The sequence below is a fragment of the Streptomyces sp. CC224B genome, from assembly GCF_030010595.1.
GTDB lineage: Bacteria > Actinomycetota > Actinomycetes > Streptomycetales > Streptomycetaceae > Streptomyces > Streptomyces longispororuber.
Genome location: NZ_JASCXL010000075.1, coordinates 1 through 16,477 on the forward strand (window position 1 = coordinate 1; position 16,477 = coordinate 16,477).

Below are 16,477 nucleotides of genomic sequence, written 5' to 3' on the forward strand. Positions count from 1 at the left end.
AGTGGGTGATGGCGTGGGCGTGGGTGACGGTGTGGGGGTGGGAGTGGGCGTGGGCGTCGGTGTGGGCCTGGGCGGTGAGTGGGGGGGTGTGCCGCGGGGCGGGGGCCCGGAGTGGCGGGGGCGGGGGCTCGGAGTGGCCGGGGCGGGGCCTGGGGGTGGTGCGTGCAGGGGCCGCGGGGGGCGTACCGCAGGGTGGGGGTGGCGCGTGCCGCGAGGCAAGGGCGGCGCGTGTCGCGGGGCAGGGGCGGCGCGTGCCACGGTGCAAGGGCGGCGCGTGCCGCGAGGCAGGGGTGGCCCGTGCGTCGCGGCGCAAGGGTGGCGCGTGCCTGTCGGCCGGGAGCGCGCGGGCAGGCCCCGGGGGGCGTGGCCGCTCGGGTCACGCCCCCTCGATGCCCAGGGCGCCGTAGGCCGCGCCCTCCCCGTCCCCCTCGCGTGCGGCGCGCAGCTCCTTCGGGGCGATGAACACCCGGCCGCCCTCGACGACGACGTCGGCCCGCCCCGGCTCCACGGGCCCGGCACCCTCCGGCACGCCGAACAGCAGGAACGGGCGCTCCTTGCCGGTTTCCGGGTCCAGGCTCACCACGGCGTCCGGGTCGACGCCGTTGCCGCTCCCGCGGAAGGCGAGGAGCTTGCCGCCGCTGACCTCCAGCGGGTACATCACGCCGCGTCCCCGCGAGTCGAACGTCCGCACGGCCTTGCCGGTCGTGAGGTCGAAGGAGACGATCCCGTTCGCGTCGGACCCTTTCCGCGCGGTCGCCAGGAAGAGCTGGTCGCGGCCCACTGCGACGGAGTGGCAGGTCTCCACGGTTCCGAACAGCGGCACGGAGCAGTCCTCCATGTACCGGCCCTCCGGCATGTCGACGGTCGACCGGTACGCGCCCCGGTCGTCGAGGGTGATGAGGCCGGTCACCCGGCCGTCATCGCCGTCCCCGGCGGCGACGGCGATGACGGCGGGCTCGGACGAGACGAGGTACACGTTCCGGATCCCGCGGTCGACCTTGTAGGTCCACTCCGGGTCGCCCGTGCGCGGGTCCACTTTCTGCACGCGGTACGTGCGGTCGTCGCCGTCCCCGCACCGGCGCAGGGCGAGCAGCGCGCGCCCGCCCGCGAACCCGGCGTCCCCGCAGGCCGAGGCGGAGGTGCTCGCCCAGAGCCGCTCGCCGCCCGCCATGTCGTACGCGACGGAGCCGTCGCCCCAGGCCACGGTGACCGTGCCGCGGACCATGGTCACGTTGGTGTTCGGCGCGAAGGCCGTCCTGGCCTCGGGGAGCTTGGCCTGCCAGAGCTTCTTGCCGGTGTTGAGGTCCACGAAGACGAGCCGGTCACAGGTGGCGGGGGGCTCGGGGCGGGTGGGCTTGCGCTTCTTCCCGCGCTCCCCCTTGCCCTTGCCCTTCTTGTCCCCCTTACCCTTGTCGCCCTTGTCGCCCTTGCTCGGCTTCCCGCTCTTCTTGCCCTTCTTCTCGTCGCTGTCCTTCTCGCCCTTGGACTTCCCCGACTTCTCAGACTTCCCGCCGTCGCCCTTGTCGCCGTCCTTCGCGCGCTCCTGGACGAGTACCGCCGTACGTCCGTCCGCGGTGACGTGCCGGGTCGTGTCGCAGATGGGGCCGCCCAGGTCGGTGGACCAGGCTTCCTCGGGCGTGCCGAACGTGAAGCCCTTGAGCTGGTCGCCCACGCCCCGGACGAGCGTCCTGTCCGTGGCCCAGGTGCCGGGCGCGGGCACGGAGGCGTCGGCTCCGCGGCGTTTGCCGAACTCCTTCTCGCGGTAGTCGACGATCAGGCGGCCCGCGGGCGAGCGCGGGACGTTCTCGACGGTGTCCCTGATGTCGTCCGGCGCCTGCTGGACGGCCTTGGCGTCCTGCGCGTCCGCCTCGTCGTCGGTCGCCGACCAGAGCATCCAGCCGCCGGTGCACAGGACGAGGGCCAGCAGGCCCGCCGTACCGGCGAGCAGGCGTGTGCGGCGCTGTCTGCGCGCGCTGTCCTCGGCCAGGACGGACTGGGTGAACTGGGAACGGGGCGGGCCCTGGCTCACGCTGGGAAGCCTTTCTCCGATGGAGCGAGTGTCCGATGAAAACGGGTGGCCGGATCATAGGCCGCTGCACGTCGGCCGCTCCGCGCCGAGGGCCGGACAGGGGCCGGACGGGGACCGGGCCGGGAGCAGCGCGTAGCCGGGAAACGGGCACGCCGGGCCGGGCCGCGGAACGACCCGGCGCGAGGGGAAGGCCTCAGCTCGTCAGCGCGCGTACGGAGGCGTACACGTCGAAGACGGCGAGCGTCAGGGGCAGGAGGGTCAGCAGGACGAAGCCCTCGGCGATCTCCAGGAAACGCCCCCAGAAGGGTGTCACCCCGCGGCGTGCCGTGATGAGCCCGATGGCGGCACACAGGGCCGCGCCCGCCCCGATCGCCGCGGTGAGCCAGATCGTGCGCAGGTCGAGCGCCGCGGTGTCACCGGCCAGGGCGTCCCGTACGAAGGTGCCCGGCGGGTTCAGGGCCAGGCCGACGCCCAGCAGCACCAGGCAGGCCAGGCCCGCCGCCAGGCAGGCGGTGACCTGGGCCGTGTAGCGGAAGAGCTGGGCGCGCATGAGCATCGCGACACCGGTGGCCAGGGCCAGCAGCCGGGCCCAGGTGTCGGCGGAGGAACCCAGGACCACCGCGGCACCGACGGCGACCAGGGCGCAGCCGCCGACGAGGCCGATGAGCAGCTCGTGCCCGCGGCGGGCCTGGGCGGCGATGCGTTCGGCGTCGACCGGGGGCTGGGGGGCGGGTTCCGGGTCGGGGTCGTACGTGCGGCGCGCGGCGTGCGGCGGGTCGTAGCCGATGGGCAGCCGCGCGAAGCGCATGGACAGGCCCGGCAGGAAGGCGAGCGCGCCGACGGCGAGCGGCGCGCACAGGGCGGCCGTCTCGGTCGGGGTCAGCTCCCGGAGCGCCGCCGCGAACGTCGCGAGGAGTCCGACGGCCGCGGCGGCCGCGAAGGCCACGAACGGCCCGTCGCCGTGCGGCGAGACCAGCACGAGCACCACGGCGGCGATCAGCACGGCGGCGCACGCCAGCAGGAACTGGAGCTTGCCGATCCCCTGGCCGTCGGCCGGTGGCAGCAGGCCGGAGCCCGCCACGGCGACGTTCGGCAGCGCGCCGAGGCCGAGCGCGACGGCCCCCGCGCGGTCGTCGTAGACACGCCCCCGTACGCAGGCGAAGGCGAGGAGCACCAGGCCCGCGACGGCGGCGAGGATGCCGGGGAGGCCGTGCGTGTCGTGCCGGGGCGCGGCGCTCCAGGCCGTGAAGGCGAGGAGGACCGGCAGCACGGCGCCGCCGGTCAGGCCCGCGACGCGGGTCAGGTCGGCGTTCCACAGCGTACGGTCGCGGGTCACCGCCGAGGCGATGGCGTCGGACACGTCGTCGAAGACGGCGGGGGGCAGCGATGCGGAGAAGGGCCGCAGGGTGAGGAGTTCGCCGTCGAGGATGCGCTGGGCGGTGAAGGTGCGGGCGCTGTCGAGGACGGCGCCGTCGCGGCGGACCAGGTGGTAGCCGACCGGGGCGCCCTCGGCGGGGCTCTGGCGCGACAGGCGCAGGATCTCCGGGTAGAGGTCGGCCACCGGGACGTCGTCGGGCAGGGCCACGTCGACGCGGCTGTCGGGGGCGACGATGGTGACGCGGCAGAACCCCACTCCAGCGCCACCGGCGGCGGGCCCCGGAATTCCGGCACCGGCCGGTCCGGCACCGGCCGCTCCGGCGCCGGTCGGCCCGGCACCGGCCGGTCCGGTTCCGGCCGCTCCGGCACCGGTCTGTCCCGCTCCGGTCTGTCCGGTTCCGGTCGCCCCGGCGGAGGCCGTCATGCTCACCTGCTGCTCCCCCTCAGTCCCTCGCGGCCCAGGACGGCATCGCCGTACCGGCCGTCCCGCCCACCGTGCCGCACCCCACGAGATGGCGCGCGCCGATCTCCCGCGTCTGGCCGGTTCTTGCGCCCCGGCCGCGTCACATGACGTGAAATGCCCCTGCGCGGCGGCCGAATTCACATCTGCTCACGCACACGAACGGCACCTTACCGCCCCTGCGGCGGCCCGCGGGTCAGTAGGATCGCGCGGTGGGCCGCGGCCTCCCCCGTCGGTGCCGGTGGTCGGAACACGTCGATCGAGCAAGGGAACTGATGCCGCGTGAGTCACCTCGTCGTCAAGCGCCCGCCTCGTGTTCTGCCGTCCGGCGTGCCCTCGGACGAGATCGTCCTGCAGCCCCCGCCCGAGCTGCCGCGAGGGCAGCAGGAGGGCGTGCTGATGCAGCTCCTGCCCATGCTGGGCATGGGCGGCTCCGTGGTGTTCTTCTTCATGCCCAATTCGCATCCGTTCATGAGGATCATGGGCATGGTGATGGTGGCGTCGACGGTGGCCATGTCCGTCGCGATGTTCATCCGCTACCGCCGGGGCACGCAGGGGCAGTTGGCCGATCTGCGCCGCGACTACCTCCGCTACCTGCAGCAGACCCGGCGCTCGGCCCTCGCCGCGGCGAAGGCGCAGCGCGACGCCCAGTACTACCTGCACCCGTCCCCCGACCAGCTCTGGGCCCTGGTCGCCGAGGGCAGCCGCGTCTGGGAGCGGCGGACCGGCGACGAGGACTTCGGGCAGGTCCGCGTCGGCCTCGGGCCGCAGGCGCTCGCCACGCCGCTCGTGCCTCCGGAGACCGCGCCGGTGGACGACCTGGAACCGCTCACGGCGGGCGCGATGCAGCGGTTCCTGGCCGTCCACGGCACCGTCGATGACCTGCCCATGGCCGTGTCCCTGCGGGCCTTCTACCACGTGACGGTCAACGGCGAGGCCGAGGCGGTACGCGCCGGCACGCGCGCCCTCGTCGCCTCGCTCGCCTCCCTGCACTCCCCCGCGGACCTGGTGATCGCGGTCGCGGCGGGGCCGGAGTCCGCCCCGCGGTGGGAGTGGGCCAAGTGGCTCCCGCACTGCCAGGCGCGGGGCGCCGCGGACGGGGCGGGCAGCCGCCGGCTGATCACCACCGACCCGGCGGAGCTCGACGTGCTGCTCTCCGCCCGGCTGCGGGGCCGGCCCCGCTTCCACCCCGGCTCCACCCCGCTGCCGGACGAGCCGCACGTCGTCGTCGTCCTCGACGGCCTGTCCCTGCCGCCGGAGTCCGTCCTCGCCACCGCCGAGGGACTGCAGGGCGTGACCGTCGTCGAGGTGCTCCCGGGCGAGCCGGGCGAGGCCCGCGGCGGGCTCTGCCTCGTCGTCCGGCCGGGGTCCCTGCGGATCGAGTCGGGGCACGGCCTGGTGTACGAGGGCACGCCCGACCTGCTGTCGTACGAGGCCGCCGAAGCGCTGGCGCGGCAGTTGGCGCCGCTGCGCATCGCCTCGGGCGGCGACGACGACCAACCTCTGCTCGCCAACCTGGAGTTCACCGACCTGCTCGGTCTCGGGGACGCCGACTCGGTGGACCCCCGGCGGACGTGGCGCCCGCGCGCCCAGGCGGAGCGGCTGCGCGTGCCGATCGGTGTCGGCGAGGACGGCCGGCCCGTGATGCTCGACCTCAAGGAGGCGGCGCAGGACGGCATGGGCCCGCACGGCCTGTGCGTGGGGGCGACCGGCTCGGGGAAGTCGGAGCTGCTGCGCACCCTCGTCCTCGGCCTCGCCGTCACCCACTCCTCCGAGACGCTGAACTTCGTCCTCGCCGACTTCAAGGGCGGCGCGACCTTCGCGGGCATGGCGCACCTCCCCCACGTCGCCGCGGTCATCACCAACCTGGCGGACGACCTGACGCTCGTGGACCGCATGGGCGACTCCATCCGCGGCGAGCTCAACCGCCGCCAGGAGCTGCTGCGCGACGCGGGCAACTACGCGAACATCCACGACTACGAGAAGGCGCGGGCGGCCGGCGCGCCCCTCCAGCCCGTGCCCTCGCTCGTCCTCGTCATCGACGAGTTCAGCGAACTCCTCACCGCCAAGCCCGACTTCATCGACATGTTCGTGCAGATCGGCCGCATCGGCCGGTCGCTGGGCGTGCACCTGCTGCTCGCCTCACAGCGCCTGGAGGAGGGCCGCCTGCGCGGCCTGGAGACGTACCTCTCCTACCGTGTCGGCCTGCGCACGTTCTCCGCCGCCGAGTCGCGCGCCGCGCTCGGTGTGCCGGACGCGTACCACCTGCCCAACGTCCCCGGCTCCGGCTACCTGAAGTTCGGCACGGACGAAATGGTGCGCTTCAAGGCGGCGTACGTCTCCGGGGTGTACCGCTCCGGCTCCGCGCGGGCGGCGGCGGGCGGGCCGCTGCCGGTGGACCGGCGCCCGGTGCTGTTCACGGCCGCCGAGGTGCCGGTCCGGTACGCCCCGGCGGTGCCGCGCCCCGAGCCGGGGCCGGACGCCGGGGCGGGCCCGGACGACGCGCTCGCCGACACCGTGCTCGACGTCGTCGTACGCCGCCTGGAGGCGCAGGGGCCGGCGGCGCACCAGGTGTGGCTGCCGCCGCTGGACAGCCCGCCGCCCCTGGACGCGCTGCTTCCGGGGCTCGCGGCCGTGCCGGGGCGCGGGCTCACCGTGCCCGGCCACGAGCGCGCGGGCGGTCTCGTCGTACCCCTGGGCCTGGTCGACAAGCCGTACGAGCAGCGGCGTGACGAGCTGTGGTGCGACTTCTCCGGGGCGGCGGGCCACATGCAGGTCCTTGGCGGGCCGCAGTCCGGCAAGTCGACGCTGCTACGCTCGCTCGTCGCGTCGTTCGCGCTCACCCACACGCCCCACGAGGTCCAGTTCTACGGGCTCGACTTCGGCGGCGGCGGCATGGCGGCGCTCGCGGGCCTCCCCCACGTCGGCGGCGTCGCGTCGCGCCTGGACCCGGAGCGGGTGCGGCGCACGGTCGCCGAGGTGTACGGCGTGCTGACGCGGCGCGAGGAGTACTTCCGGGCCGCGGGCATCGCCTCGATCGCCGACTTCCGGGCGCGCCGGGCGCGCGGCGACATCTCCGTGGCCGAGCAGCCGTGGGGCGACGTCTTCCTGGTGATCGACGGCTGGGCCGCCTTCCGCACGGAGTACGAGGCCCTGGAGCCGGCCGTCCTCGACATGGCCGCCCGCGGCCTCGGCTACGGCATCCACCTGGTCCTCGCCGCGTCGCGCGCGATGGAGGTCCGCGCGAACCTCAAGGACCACCTCATGAACCGCCTCGAACTGCGGCTCGGCGACACCATGGACTCCGAGCTCGACCGCAAGGTCGCCGCGAACGTGCCCGCCGGCGTGCCGGGCCGCGGCCAGACCCCGCAGCGGCAGCACTTCATGGCCGCCGTCCCGCGCATCGACGGCATCACCTCCGACACGGACCTGGCCGAGGCCACGAAGGCGCTCGCCGCCGAGGTGGCCCGCCACTGGACGGCGCCCGGCGCCCCCCAGGTGCGGCTGCTGCCGCGCGAGCTGCCCGCGGAGCAGCTGCCGCCGGGGCACGCGTTCCCGGACCGGGGCGTGTCCTTCGCCCTCGACGAGAACAACCTCGAACCGGTCTTCGTGGACTTCGAGCAGGACCCGTTCTTCCTCGTCTTCGGCGAGAGCGAGTCGGGCAAGTCGAACGTGCTGCGGCTGCTCGTCCAGCGCCTCACCGAGCGCTACAGCGGCGACGTCTGCAAGCTCTTCGTCGTCGACAACCGCCGCTCGCTCCTCGACGCCACCCCCGCCTCGCACCTCGCCGAGTACGTGCCCATGTCCAGCGCCATGGACCACCACGTGCAGGCCCTGGCCGACCTGATGCGCCGCCGCACGCCGTCCCCGGACGTCACCGCCCGCCAGCTCCGCGAGCGCAGTTGGTGGCAGGGCCCGACGGTGTACGTGGTCGTCGACGACTACGACCTGGTGTCCACCTCCAGCGGCAACCCGCTGGCCCCGCTCACGGAACTGCTGCCGTTCGCGCGGGACGTGGGCGTGCGGTTCATCATCGCCCGGTCCAGCGCGGGCGCCGGCCGGGCCGCGTACGAGCCGTTCATGCAGCGCGTCAAGGAGCTGGGCGCGCAGGGACTGCTGCTCGCGGGCGACCCCGCCGAGGGTGACCTCCTGGGCGGCGTGCGGCCGCGGCCGATGCCGCCGGGGCGCGGCGTCTACGTGTCCCGGAAGCGTGGAAAGCCGTTGGTCCAGACGGGGTTGGTCCCCGTTGACAAGTAGTCTGAGCGCACAGTCCGTCCATACGCCGGGGTACGCCGGACACGCCGGAAAGGAACCGCTTCACCATGGCCGAGGCACAGAACGAGGCACCGGAGCAGGGCCAGGAGTCGGAGCAGGACGTCAAGGCGCGCAAGGAGCGGGAGAAGAACGAGCTCTACGCCCTCGACATCTCCGACGTCGAGTGGCACAGCGCCCCCGGCACCGAGACGCACGAGGAGCGCGTCGAGATCGCGTACCTGCCGAACGGCGCCGTGGCCATGCGCTCGTCCCTCGAACCCGAGACCGTACTGCGCTACACCGAGGCGGAGTGGCGTGCCTTCGTCCTGGGCGCGCGGGACGGGGAGTTCGACCTGGAGCCGTCGACGCGCAACGGCGGGCTCGTGCCCGCGCCCGCCGAGGGCGGGGCAGCGGCGGAGTAGACGCCCGGCCCGCGGCGCCGGGTTCCGGGAGGGGGCCGGGTCGTGAGGGATGACGGGGCTGACATGGCGGACACCGCCGCGGGGGCGGCGGGGCGGCCGGTACGGAGGTCGCGGCTCGCGGAGCTGGTGGACCTGGCGGGCCCGGCGTCGACGGGACCGGGGCCCGGCGCGTCGGCGGCGCCTGAGGGGTGTGCGGTACCGGGCGGGGCCGGGGTACCGGGCGGGGCCGGGGCGTCCGCCGAGGCCGGAGTGTCCGCCGGGGCCGGGGTGTTCGTTGGGGCCGGGGTGTCCGCCGAGGCCGGAGTGTCCGCCGAGGCCGGAGTGTCCGCCGGGGCCGGGGCGTCCGGCGTGCCCCGGACGCCCGCCGCTGACACCGCCGCAGTCCGGGCGGCGCGCCGCGAGTTCGCCGCGCTGCTCGGCGAGTTCCGGCGTACGGCGGTGCTGCTGCCCCTGGGTGCCGACGACTGCCCCCTCGTATCGGACCTCGGCGGCGTGCGGTGGCTCTACGCGTTCTCCGACGAGGCGGCTCTGGCCCGCTTCGCGCTGGCGCGGGGCGAGGGGGATCGTGCCTGGCCGTACCGGCGCGTCCTCGGCGCAGGGCTGCTGGACGCCGTGGTCCCGGCCGCGGGCGTGCCCTGCGGCGTGGCGCTCGACGTCGGCAGCGCGGGACACGAGGTGCTGTACCCGCCGGTCGCGGGGATCGTCCCGGACGCGGCGGCGGTGGACACGGACACGAACGGGGAGCGACCACAGTGAACGGGGGACGACAGTGAGCGAGGGCTTACCGGACCTGCAGACGGGCGGTCTGCCGCAGATCGCCCAGGGCATCACCATGGCCCTCGACGAGCTCAGGGAGCTCGGCATGCAGGGCGCGGCGGGTGCCGGGCGCGGTTTCGACGACATCGCCCTGACGGGACTCGAACTGGGGCACGGCGAGCTCACGGCCGCCTTCGGGACGTTCTGCGCGCGCTGGGAGTGGGGAGTGCGGTCCCTCGTCAACGAGGGCAACGGCTTCGCCCGGGGAGTGGGGCTCTCGGCGGGCACGTTCCACGAGGTGGACACGTACGTGGAGGGGGCGCTCAAGATCGTCGTCAACGCGGCGAACAGCGGGGGCAACCCGTACGCGAGCGAGGAGGACATCACGCGGAAGAGCTGGGGAGAGCTGGCCGGGCAGCGGCCGTTCTCCGACACGGACTACAGCGCGGACTCCTTCCGCGACGCCGGGGACACCGTCGAGCAGACCTGGAAGGACACGGCGCGGGACGCGATGACCTCGCCGCTCACCGGACCGCTGAGCCCGCAGGAGCTCACCGGCATGAGTGACGAGGACCTCGACGAGACGTTCGGCCCCTCGCCCGAGGCCCGGGCGGGGGACGCCGCCGGACAGCAGGCGCAGGGCCGGCCGGACGACGGTACGCGCTGATGGGGATAGGCGACGTCACCGACGCCTTCGGCAAGGGCGTGGACATCGCGCGGGAGGGCCTGGGCGACGCGAAGGACGCCGTGGGCGACGGCGTCAACGCGGGGCTCGGCCAGGCGGAAGAGCTCTGGCACGGGGCGAAGAAGGCCACCGGCGAGGGCATCGAGTGGGGCGGCGGCGTCGCCGCCGAGGGTCTCGACCGCCTCGGCGCGGACGGCGCGGCGGACGCCGTCGACGACTACACCGACAAGATCGCCTCCAAGCTGGGCGCGGACGTCGCCGAGCAGCAGCTCGGCGACACCGAGGAGGCCGAGGAGCTCGTCCACGGCAACCCGGGCACGATCCGCGCGAGCGCCGGGCACCTCAAGGACTTCGCCAAGGCCTTCGACAAGGTCGGCGGCGGCATGCGCAGCCTCGACTCCTCCCACTGGAGGGGCCGGGCGGCCGACACCTTCCGGGAGAAGTTCGCCGTACACCCCGCGAAGTGGCTGCGCGCGGCGGAGGCCTGCGAGCAGGCGGGCGAGGCCCTGTCGAGGTACGCGGACACGGTCAAGTGGGCCCAGGGCCAGGCACGCGACGCCGTCGACCTCTACAAGAAGGGCAAGCGGGCCTCCGACACGGCGCTCGACGCGTACAACACGCGCGTGAGCGCCTACAACCTCGCCCTCATGCTCGACGACGAGGACCCCGGGCCCCGCCCCGGCCCCTTCAAGGACCCCGGTAGGGCCGACATCGAGCGCGCCCACGAGATCCTCGCCGAGGCGCGCCGCCAGCGCGACGAGGCGGGCCGCGTCGCGGCGGCCGTGGTCAGGGCCGCCCTGACCCACGCCCCGGCCGAGCCGTCCCCGCTGGCCCGGCTGAAAGCCAACGGCGTCGACGCCGTCAAGGCGACGAACATGGAACTCCTCCATGCCGGGGGCGGCGTCCTCAAGGGCGCCGCCGGTGTGGTCAACACCGTCCGCGGCGTGAACCCGTTCGACCCGTACAACCTCACGCACCCGGCCGAGCACCTGCAGAACGTGAACACCACGCTGGCGGGGCTCCTCTCCACGGCGACGCACCCGGACCGCGCGGTCAAGGACGCGTACGAGTCCTTCAAGAAGGACCCGTCCGAGTTCGGCGGCCGACTGCTGCCGGAGGTGATCGGCACCAAGGGGTCGGGGCTCGCGCGCGGCGGGATCAGGGCCGGTGCCGGACGCGGCCTGCGGGACGCGGCGGAGCCGGGCGGCGGGCGCGGGGCGCGGGAGGCCCTGGGCGACGACCACGCGCGGCACGGGCGCTGCGACGACGCCAAGGTCTGCAAGGGCACCGACCCGATCGACCTCGCGACCGGCACGATGTACCTGCCGCAGACCGACGTCACGCTGCCGGGCGCCCTCCCCCTGGTCTTCCGGCGCCGCGTGCAGTCGGGCTACACCCAGGGACGGTGGTTCGGCCCGTCCTGGTCGTCCACGGTCGACCAGCGCCTGGAGATCGACTCCGAGGGCGTCGTCCTCGTCACCGAGGACGGCCTGCTGCTCGCCTACCCGCATCCCGCGCCGGGCGTGCCGACCCTGCCGAGCCGCGGCCCGCGCCGGCCGCTCGACCGCGTGGACGGCGGCTACACGCTCACCGACCCCGGCACTCGGCAGACGTGGCACTTCGCCGACCGCGGCGACGGGCTCGCGGTCCTGGAGCAGATCGACGACCGCAACGGCAACTGGATCACCTTCGCGTACGACGCCGACGGCGCCCCGCAGTCCCTCGCGCACAGCGGCGGCTACCACGTCCGCCTCACCACCGAGGCCGGCCGGGTCACCGCCCTGCACCTGGCGGGCGCGGCCCCCGACGGCACGGACCAGGAGCTCGTCCGCTACGGCTACACCGACGGCCGGCTGACGGAGGTCGTCAACTCCTCGGGCCTGCCGCTGCGCTTCACGTACGACGAGGCGGACCGGGTCACGTCGTGGACGGACACCAACGGCCGCGGCTACACCTACGCGTACGACGACCAGGACCGCTGCGTCGCCGAGGGCGGCACCGACGGCCACCTGGCCCTGCGGCTCACCTACGACACGACGGACCCGGCCACCGGGCACCGCGTCACGACGGCCACCACGGGCGAGGGCCGCACCCGCCGCTTCCTGGTCAACGACGCCTGGCAGGTCGTGGCCGACATCGACCCGCTGGGCGCGGTGACCCGCTACGAACGCGACCGCCACGACCGCCTCCTGTCCCGCACGGACCCCCTCGGCCACACCACGGCCTTCCGCTACGACGAGGCGGGCAACCTGCTCCACCTGGTCCGCCCCGACGGCCGCGAGGCGACGGCCGAGTACGGCGAACACGGCCTGCCCACCCGGGTGGTGGCCCCGGACGGCCAGGTCCGGCGCCACACGTACGACGACCGCGGCAACCGCACGTCGACCACCGGCCCCGCCGGCGGCACCACGCACTTCACGTACGACGAGGCGGGCCGCCTCACCTCGGTCACGGACCCGCTGGGCAACACGACGACCGTCCGCTGCGACGCGGCCGGGCTGCCGGTCGAGACCGTCGACCCGCTGGGCGCCGTGACCCGCTACGAGCGCGACGCGTTCGGCAGACCGGTCGCCGTCACCGACCCGCTGGGCGCCACGACGCGCCTGGAGTGGACGGTGGAGGGCCACCTCACGAGACGCGTGGCCCCCGACGGCACGACCGAGTCGTGGACCTACGACGGCGAAGGCAACTGCACGGCGTACGTGGACGCCCTGGGCGCGGTCTCCACGTACGAGTACACCCACTTCGACCTGCTGTCCGCCCGCACGGGCCCGGACGGGGTGCGCTACGAGTTCACCCACGACACCGAACTGCGCCTGACGCGGGTCACCAACCCCCAGGGCCTGACCTGGAGCTACGCGTACGACGCGGCGGGCCGCCTCGCCTCCGAGACGGACTTCGACGACCGGACGCTGACCTACGCCCACGACGCGGCGGGCCGTCTGCGTGCCCGTACGAACGCACTCGACCAGACGGTGGCCTTCGAGCGCAACGCCCTCGGCCAGGTCACCCGCAAGGAGGTGGACGGCCGCGCCACCACCTTCGCGTACGACCTGACGGACCAGCTCGCGCAGGCCACGGGCCCGGACGGCACGACGCTGACCCTCCTCCGCGACCGCTTCGGCCGGCTCCGCTCCGAGACGGTCGACGGCCGGGCGCTGACGTGCACGTACGACGCGCTGGGCCGCCGCACGGGCCGCACCACGCCCGCGGGCTCCGTCAGCACGTGGACGTACGACGCGGCGGGCCGCCGCACCCGGCTCATCACGTCGGGCCGCACGATCGACTTCGCGTACGACGCGACGGGCCGCGAACTGGCCCGCGACGTGGCCGGGTTCGCCGCCTTCACCAACGCCTTCGACGAACTCGGCCGCCTCACCGGCCAAACGGTCACCGCGCGGGACGGCCGCGCGCTCCAGCACCGCGCCTACTCCTACCGCGCGGACGGCCACCTCGTCGGCGTCGACGACCTCCTCAACGGCGCCCGCCGCTTCGACCTGGACCCGGCGGGCCGGGTCACCGCGGTGCACGCGGCGAACTGGACGGAGACGTACGCCTACGACGAGGCGGGCAACCAGACGACGGCGGACTGGCCCGCCACCCACCCCGGCCACGAGGCGACCGGCCCCCGCGCCTACACGGGCACGGCCCTCACCCGCGCGGGCGCCGTCCGCTACGAACACGACGCGCTGGGCCGTGTCACCCTGCGCCGGAAGACCCGCCTGTCACGCAAGCCCGACACCTGGCGCTACACCTGGGACGCCGAAGACCGCCTCACTTCCACAACCACCCCGGACGGCACGGTCTGGCGCTACACGTACGACCCCCTGGGCCGCCGCACGGCCAAGCTCCGCATGGCCCCCGACGGCACGACGGTCACGGAACGGACCGACTTCACCTGGGACGGCACGACCCTCTGCGAACAAACCACGACGGCCCCCGCCCACCTGCCGAACCCGGTCACGCTGACGTGGGACCACGCGGGCCTGCGCCCGATAGCCCAGACGGAACGCATAGCGCCACGGGGCGCGTCCGGCACAACCGCCCCCACTCCCTGGGCCACGGAGGCGCCCCCGACCTCCACCCCCTCGCAGGCTTCACAGGCCCCCCAGACCGAGATCGACTCCCGCTTCTTCGCGATCGTCACGGACTTGGTGGGCACCCCGAGCGAGCTGGTGGACGAACGGGGCGAGATCGCATGGCGCACGCGAAGCACGCTGTGGGGGACGACGGCGTGGACGGCGGACAGTACGACGTACACACCACTGCGATTCCCGGGCCAGTACTTCGACCCGGAGACGGGGCTGCATTACAACTACTTCCGGCATTACGACTCAGAAACCGCCCGGTATCTGTCCCCAGACCCTCTAGGCCTCGCTCCCGCCCCCAACCCGACCGCTTATGTCCACAATCCTCATGCCTGGGTGGACAGCCTCGGCTTGGCGCCAGGCGAGTGTCCTCCCTCGGGGGGCGAGCCTGGCACTCAGCTCGGAGACACAGAGAAGCTGAAGGGCTGGATCCCCACCAAGGTGCCTACCGAGTCCCAACTAGTACTGCAGGACATCCGAGAATTCGGAGTCGAAGCACAAGGTGCCGGACCCCAACGCATGGGCCCATCGATGCCTCAGCCATTCGAGAATCACGGGAAGAAGGGAGCATACAGACTCCCAGAGTTCGACAGCACCGGAAATCCTATTCGCTATACAGAATGGGGAACCGTCCAGTCGGCACAGAATCCGAACCCGGGCGGAGAACGGATCATCACTGGATCCGACGGTTCGGCCTACTACACTCCTACGCACTACCAGACCTATATCGTCATGGAGGCCGGCAGATGAGCGCACCGTCGTGGTGGACCGACTCACCCCCTTGGGCGCACGTCATCCCCAGCGATGCACCAACATCACCAAAGGAGGCCTTGCCACCGAGCGGCTCCATCTTCGTCGCCAGAATGCAGGGCCAGGACATGCTCGACGCGGACGGCGTCTTCACACAATTTTACGAGCACCTGCGACTGCCGGACTACTTCGGCTGGAACTGGGACGCATTGAACGACTGCCTGTCCGATCTCCACTGGATCACGGCCAGGCGGTACCTCTTGATCGTGGATGACTCCGAGTACCTTCTCTCCCAGAGCCCTGACGAGCGCCCGATACTCCTTCGCATCCTACTCAAGTCCGCTGAGCATTGGGCCCGGAAACCCGACTTCCCGGGCCAGCCGAAAAGTGTACTCCGCACGATTTTCCTATGCCGCCCCGATCTGAGCCCGGAGCTGCAGGAGGAGTTTTCTCGCATCCAGGACATGGCATAAGACTGGCGAAAACAACAGATACCCGGCCGGCAGGCCTTCACGAAACTGCCCCTCCGCGGATACAGCGCTGCCGGAGATTTACCGCTTGCCGCGGCCCTCCGCATCTACGAACGGCTCGTACACCCGCCACGCGGCACTCGCCGGAAGAAGACGCGCTGCCGCCCCACCCGCTGGAACAAGCTCGCTCAATCATCATGCGCGAGACGGTTCTGCTGACCCACCGCGGTGACGAGGGTGGAGGAGACGTGGGCCAGGCCGGGGTCGGCAGCAAGGAAGAACGTCTCGACTCCGGCCAACTCGTAGTTCATGCGGGCCATCGGCATCTCGTACTCCAGGTCGTGCACGCCGCGCACTCCACGGATGACGACGTCGATTCCGGCTCGGCGGCAGTAGTCGACCAGCAGACCGCCGGTGTGGGAGTCGACCGTGACGTTGCTCAAGCCAGTCGCTGCCGCCCGGAGCCGGTTCAGCCGTTCCGCGACGGGGAAGCGGCCGGTCTTGTTCGGATTGAACATCACACAGACGACGACCTCGTCGAACAGGAGGGCAGCACGCCGCAGTACGTCACGGTGCCCTTGTGTGACCGGGTCGAAAGATCCTGGGAAGAGGGCTCTCACGATCGGAAAGAGTAACAAGCGGCCGACGCCGGTAGCGGAGCACCAAGGCAGCCGAACCGCCAAGAGCGGACGTGGCAGGGTGAACGTCCGTCGGGAGGACGGAACAACCCCAACGGCACACGTGAACCCTGGGCCACATTGGGCACGCTGCAACTGCTCCGCCCTTTCCACGGAGCACTACGGGGTGGGCATCTCCCGCGCATGCCCACCCCGATGTGCCGTGTTGGCTTCCCGCCTCACTGGAAGTAGCTGGCCCCCTTCAGGTCGCCGCCCCGGTAGTCACCGCCCGCCTGGCCGACCTTCTGGCCGATCTGCATCAACGCCTGGTGGATCGCCTCGGCGTGCTGGTCCCACTCCTTCTGCTTCAGGACGTACGCCTGGTGGGCCTCGCCCTCCCAGCCCTCGGCGACCCGGGCCACCGCCTTCTTGATGTCGGCCAGGTCGGCCTCCAGCTGCTTCGCCTGGATGCCGAGCTCCGTGGTGATCGCGTCAAGCCCGCCGTACTTGACGGCGAGCTCGTCGAAGTGAACGTTTGCCATGCGTGCCTCGTCTCCTGGTGGTTACGA

The 16,477-nt window shown here is 73.0% G+C and carries 10 protein-coding genes; 6 read left to right on the forward strand and 4 right to left on the reverse strand.

Annotated features, from left to right (window positions below):
* Positions 1–376: 376 nt before the first annotated feature.
* Positions 377–2,029, reverse strand: a complete 1,653-nt coding sequence (locus QK440_RS27030; protein ID WP_282795837.1) for a PQQ-binding-like beta-propeller repeat protein — start codon at positions 2,027–2,029, stop codon at positions 377–379.
* Positions 2,030–2,222: 193 nt separating this feature from the next.
* A complete protein-coding gene (gene eccD / locus QK440_RS27035) occupies positions 2,223–3,836 on the reverse strand; it encodes a type VII secretion integral membrane protein EccD (protein WP_349239323.1) in 1,614 nt (537 codons plus the stop codon).
* A 312-nt stretch (positions 3,837–4,148) separates the two neighbouring features.
* On the opposite strand from eccD, the gene eccCa reads away from it, so the two are divergent.
* From eccCa to QK440_RS27065, 6 genes are all read left to right on the forward strand, one after another.
* Positions 4,149–8,123 (forward strand): type VII secretion protein EccCa, encoded by a 3,975-nt coding sequence (gene eccCa / locus QK440_RS27040; protein WP_282795838.1) that lies wholly within the window; start codon positions 4,149–4,151, stop codon positions 8,121–8,123.
* 65 nt (positions 8,124–8,188) lie between these two features.
* A complete protein-coding gene (locus QK440_RS27045; protein WP_282795839.1) occupies positions 8,189–8,542 on the forward strand; it encodes a DUF397 domain-containing protein in 354 nt (117 codons plus the stop codon).
* A gap of 348 nt (positions 8,543–8,890) precedes the next feature.
* Positions 8,891–9,298, forward strand: coding sequence for a hypothetical protein (locus QK440_RS27050; RefSeq protein WP_282795859.1), 408 nt, complete (start codon positions 8,891–8,893; stop codon positions 9,296–9,298).
* Positions 9,299–9,311: 13 nt separating this feature from the next.
* On the forward strand, positions 9,312–9,965 hold the full coding sequence (locus QK440_RS27055) for a hypothetical protein (RefSeq protein ID WP_282795840.1): 654 nt from the start codon (positions 9,312–9,314) through the stop codon (positions 9,963–9,965).
* A complete protein-coding gene (locus QK440_RS27060) occupies positions 9,965–14,821 on the forward strand; it encodes a putative T7SS-secreted protein (RefSeq protein WP_282795841.1) in 4,857 nt (1,618 codons plus the stop codon). The genes QK440_RS27055 and QK440_RS27060 overlap by 1 nt, the downstream gene beginning before the upstream one ends.
* Positions 14,818–15,294 (forward strand): barstar family protein, encoded by a 477-nt coding sequence (locus QK440_RS27065; RefSeq protein ID WP_282795842.1) that lies wholly within the window; start codon positions 14,818–14,820, stop codon positions 15,292–15,294. Before QK440_RS27060 ends, QK440_RS27065 begins: the two co-directional genes overlap by 4 nt.
* A gap of 185 nt (positions 15,295–15,479) precedes the next feature.
* Here the strand turns inward: QK440_RS27065 and coaD are convergent, their stop codons facing one another.
* Both coaD and QK440_RS27075 read right to left on the reverse strand, forming a co-directional pair.
* Positions 15,480–15,911 (reverse strand): pantetheine-phosphate adenylyltransferase, encoded by a 432-nt coding sequence (gene coaD / locus QK440_RS27070; RefSeq protein WP_282795843.1) that lies wholly within the window; start codon positions 15,909–15,911, stop codon positions 15,480–15,482.
* A 236-nt stretch (positions 15,912–16,147) separates the two neighbouring features.
* The gene (locus QK440_RS27075) at positions 16,148–16,450 is read right to left on the reverse strand and encodes a WXG100 family type VII secretion target (protein ID WP_190138065.1); all 303 of its coding nucleotides are present in this window, start codon (positions 16,448–16,450) and stop codon (positions 16,148–16,150) included.
* Positions 16,451–16,477: the final 27 nt, after the last annotated feature.

Excerpts from the sequence above, each read along its gene's own strand:
- QK440_RS27065 (WP_282795842.1), top strand. The coding sequence starts at position 14,818 with ATGAGCGCACCGTCGTGGTGGACCGACTCACCCCCTTGGGCGCACGTC.
- QK440_RS27045 (WP_282795839.1), top strand. The coding sequence starts at position 8,189 with ATGGCCGAGGCACAGAACGAGGCACCGGAGCAGGGCCAGGAGTCGGAG.
- QK440_RS27075 (WP_190138065.1), bottom strand. The coding sequence starts at position 16,450 with ATGGCAAACGTTCACTTCGACGAGCTCGCCGTCAAGTACGGCGGGCTT.
- QK440_RS27060 (WP_282795841.1), top strand. The coding sequence starts at position 9,965 with ATGGGGATAGGCGACGTCACCGACGCCTTCGGCAAGGGCGTGGACATC.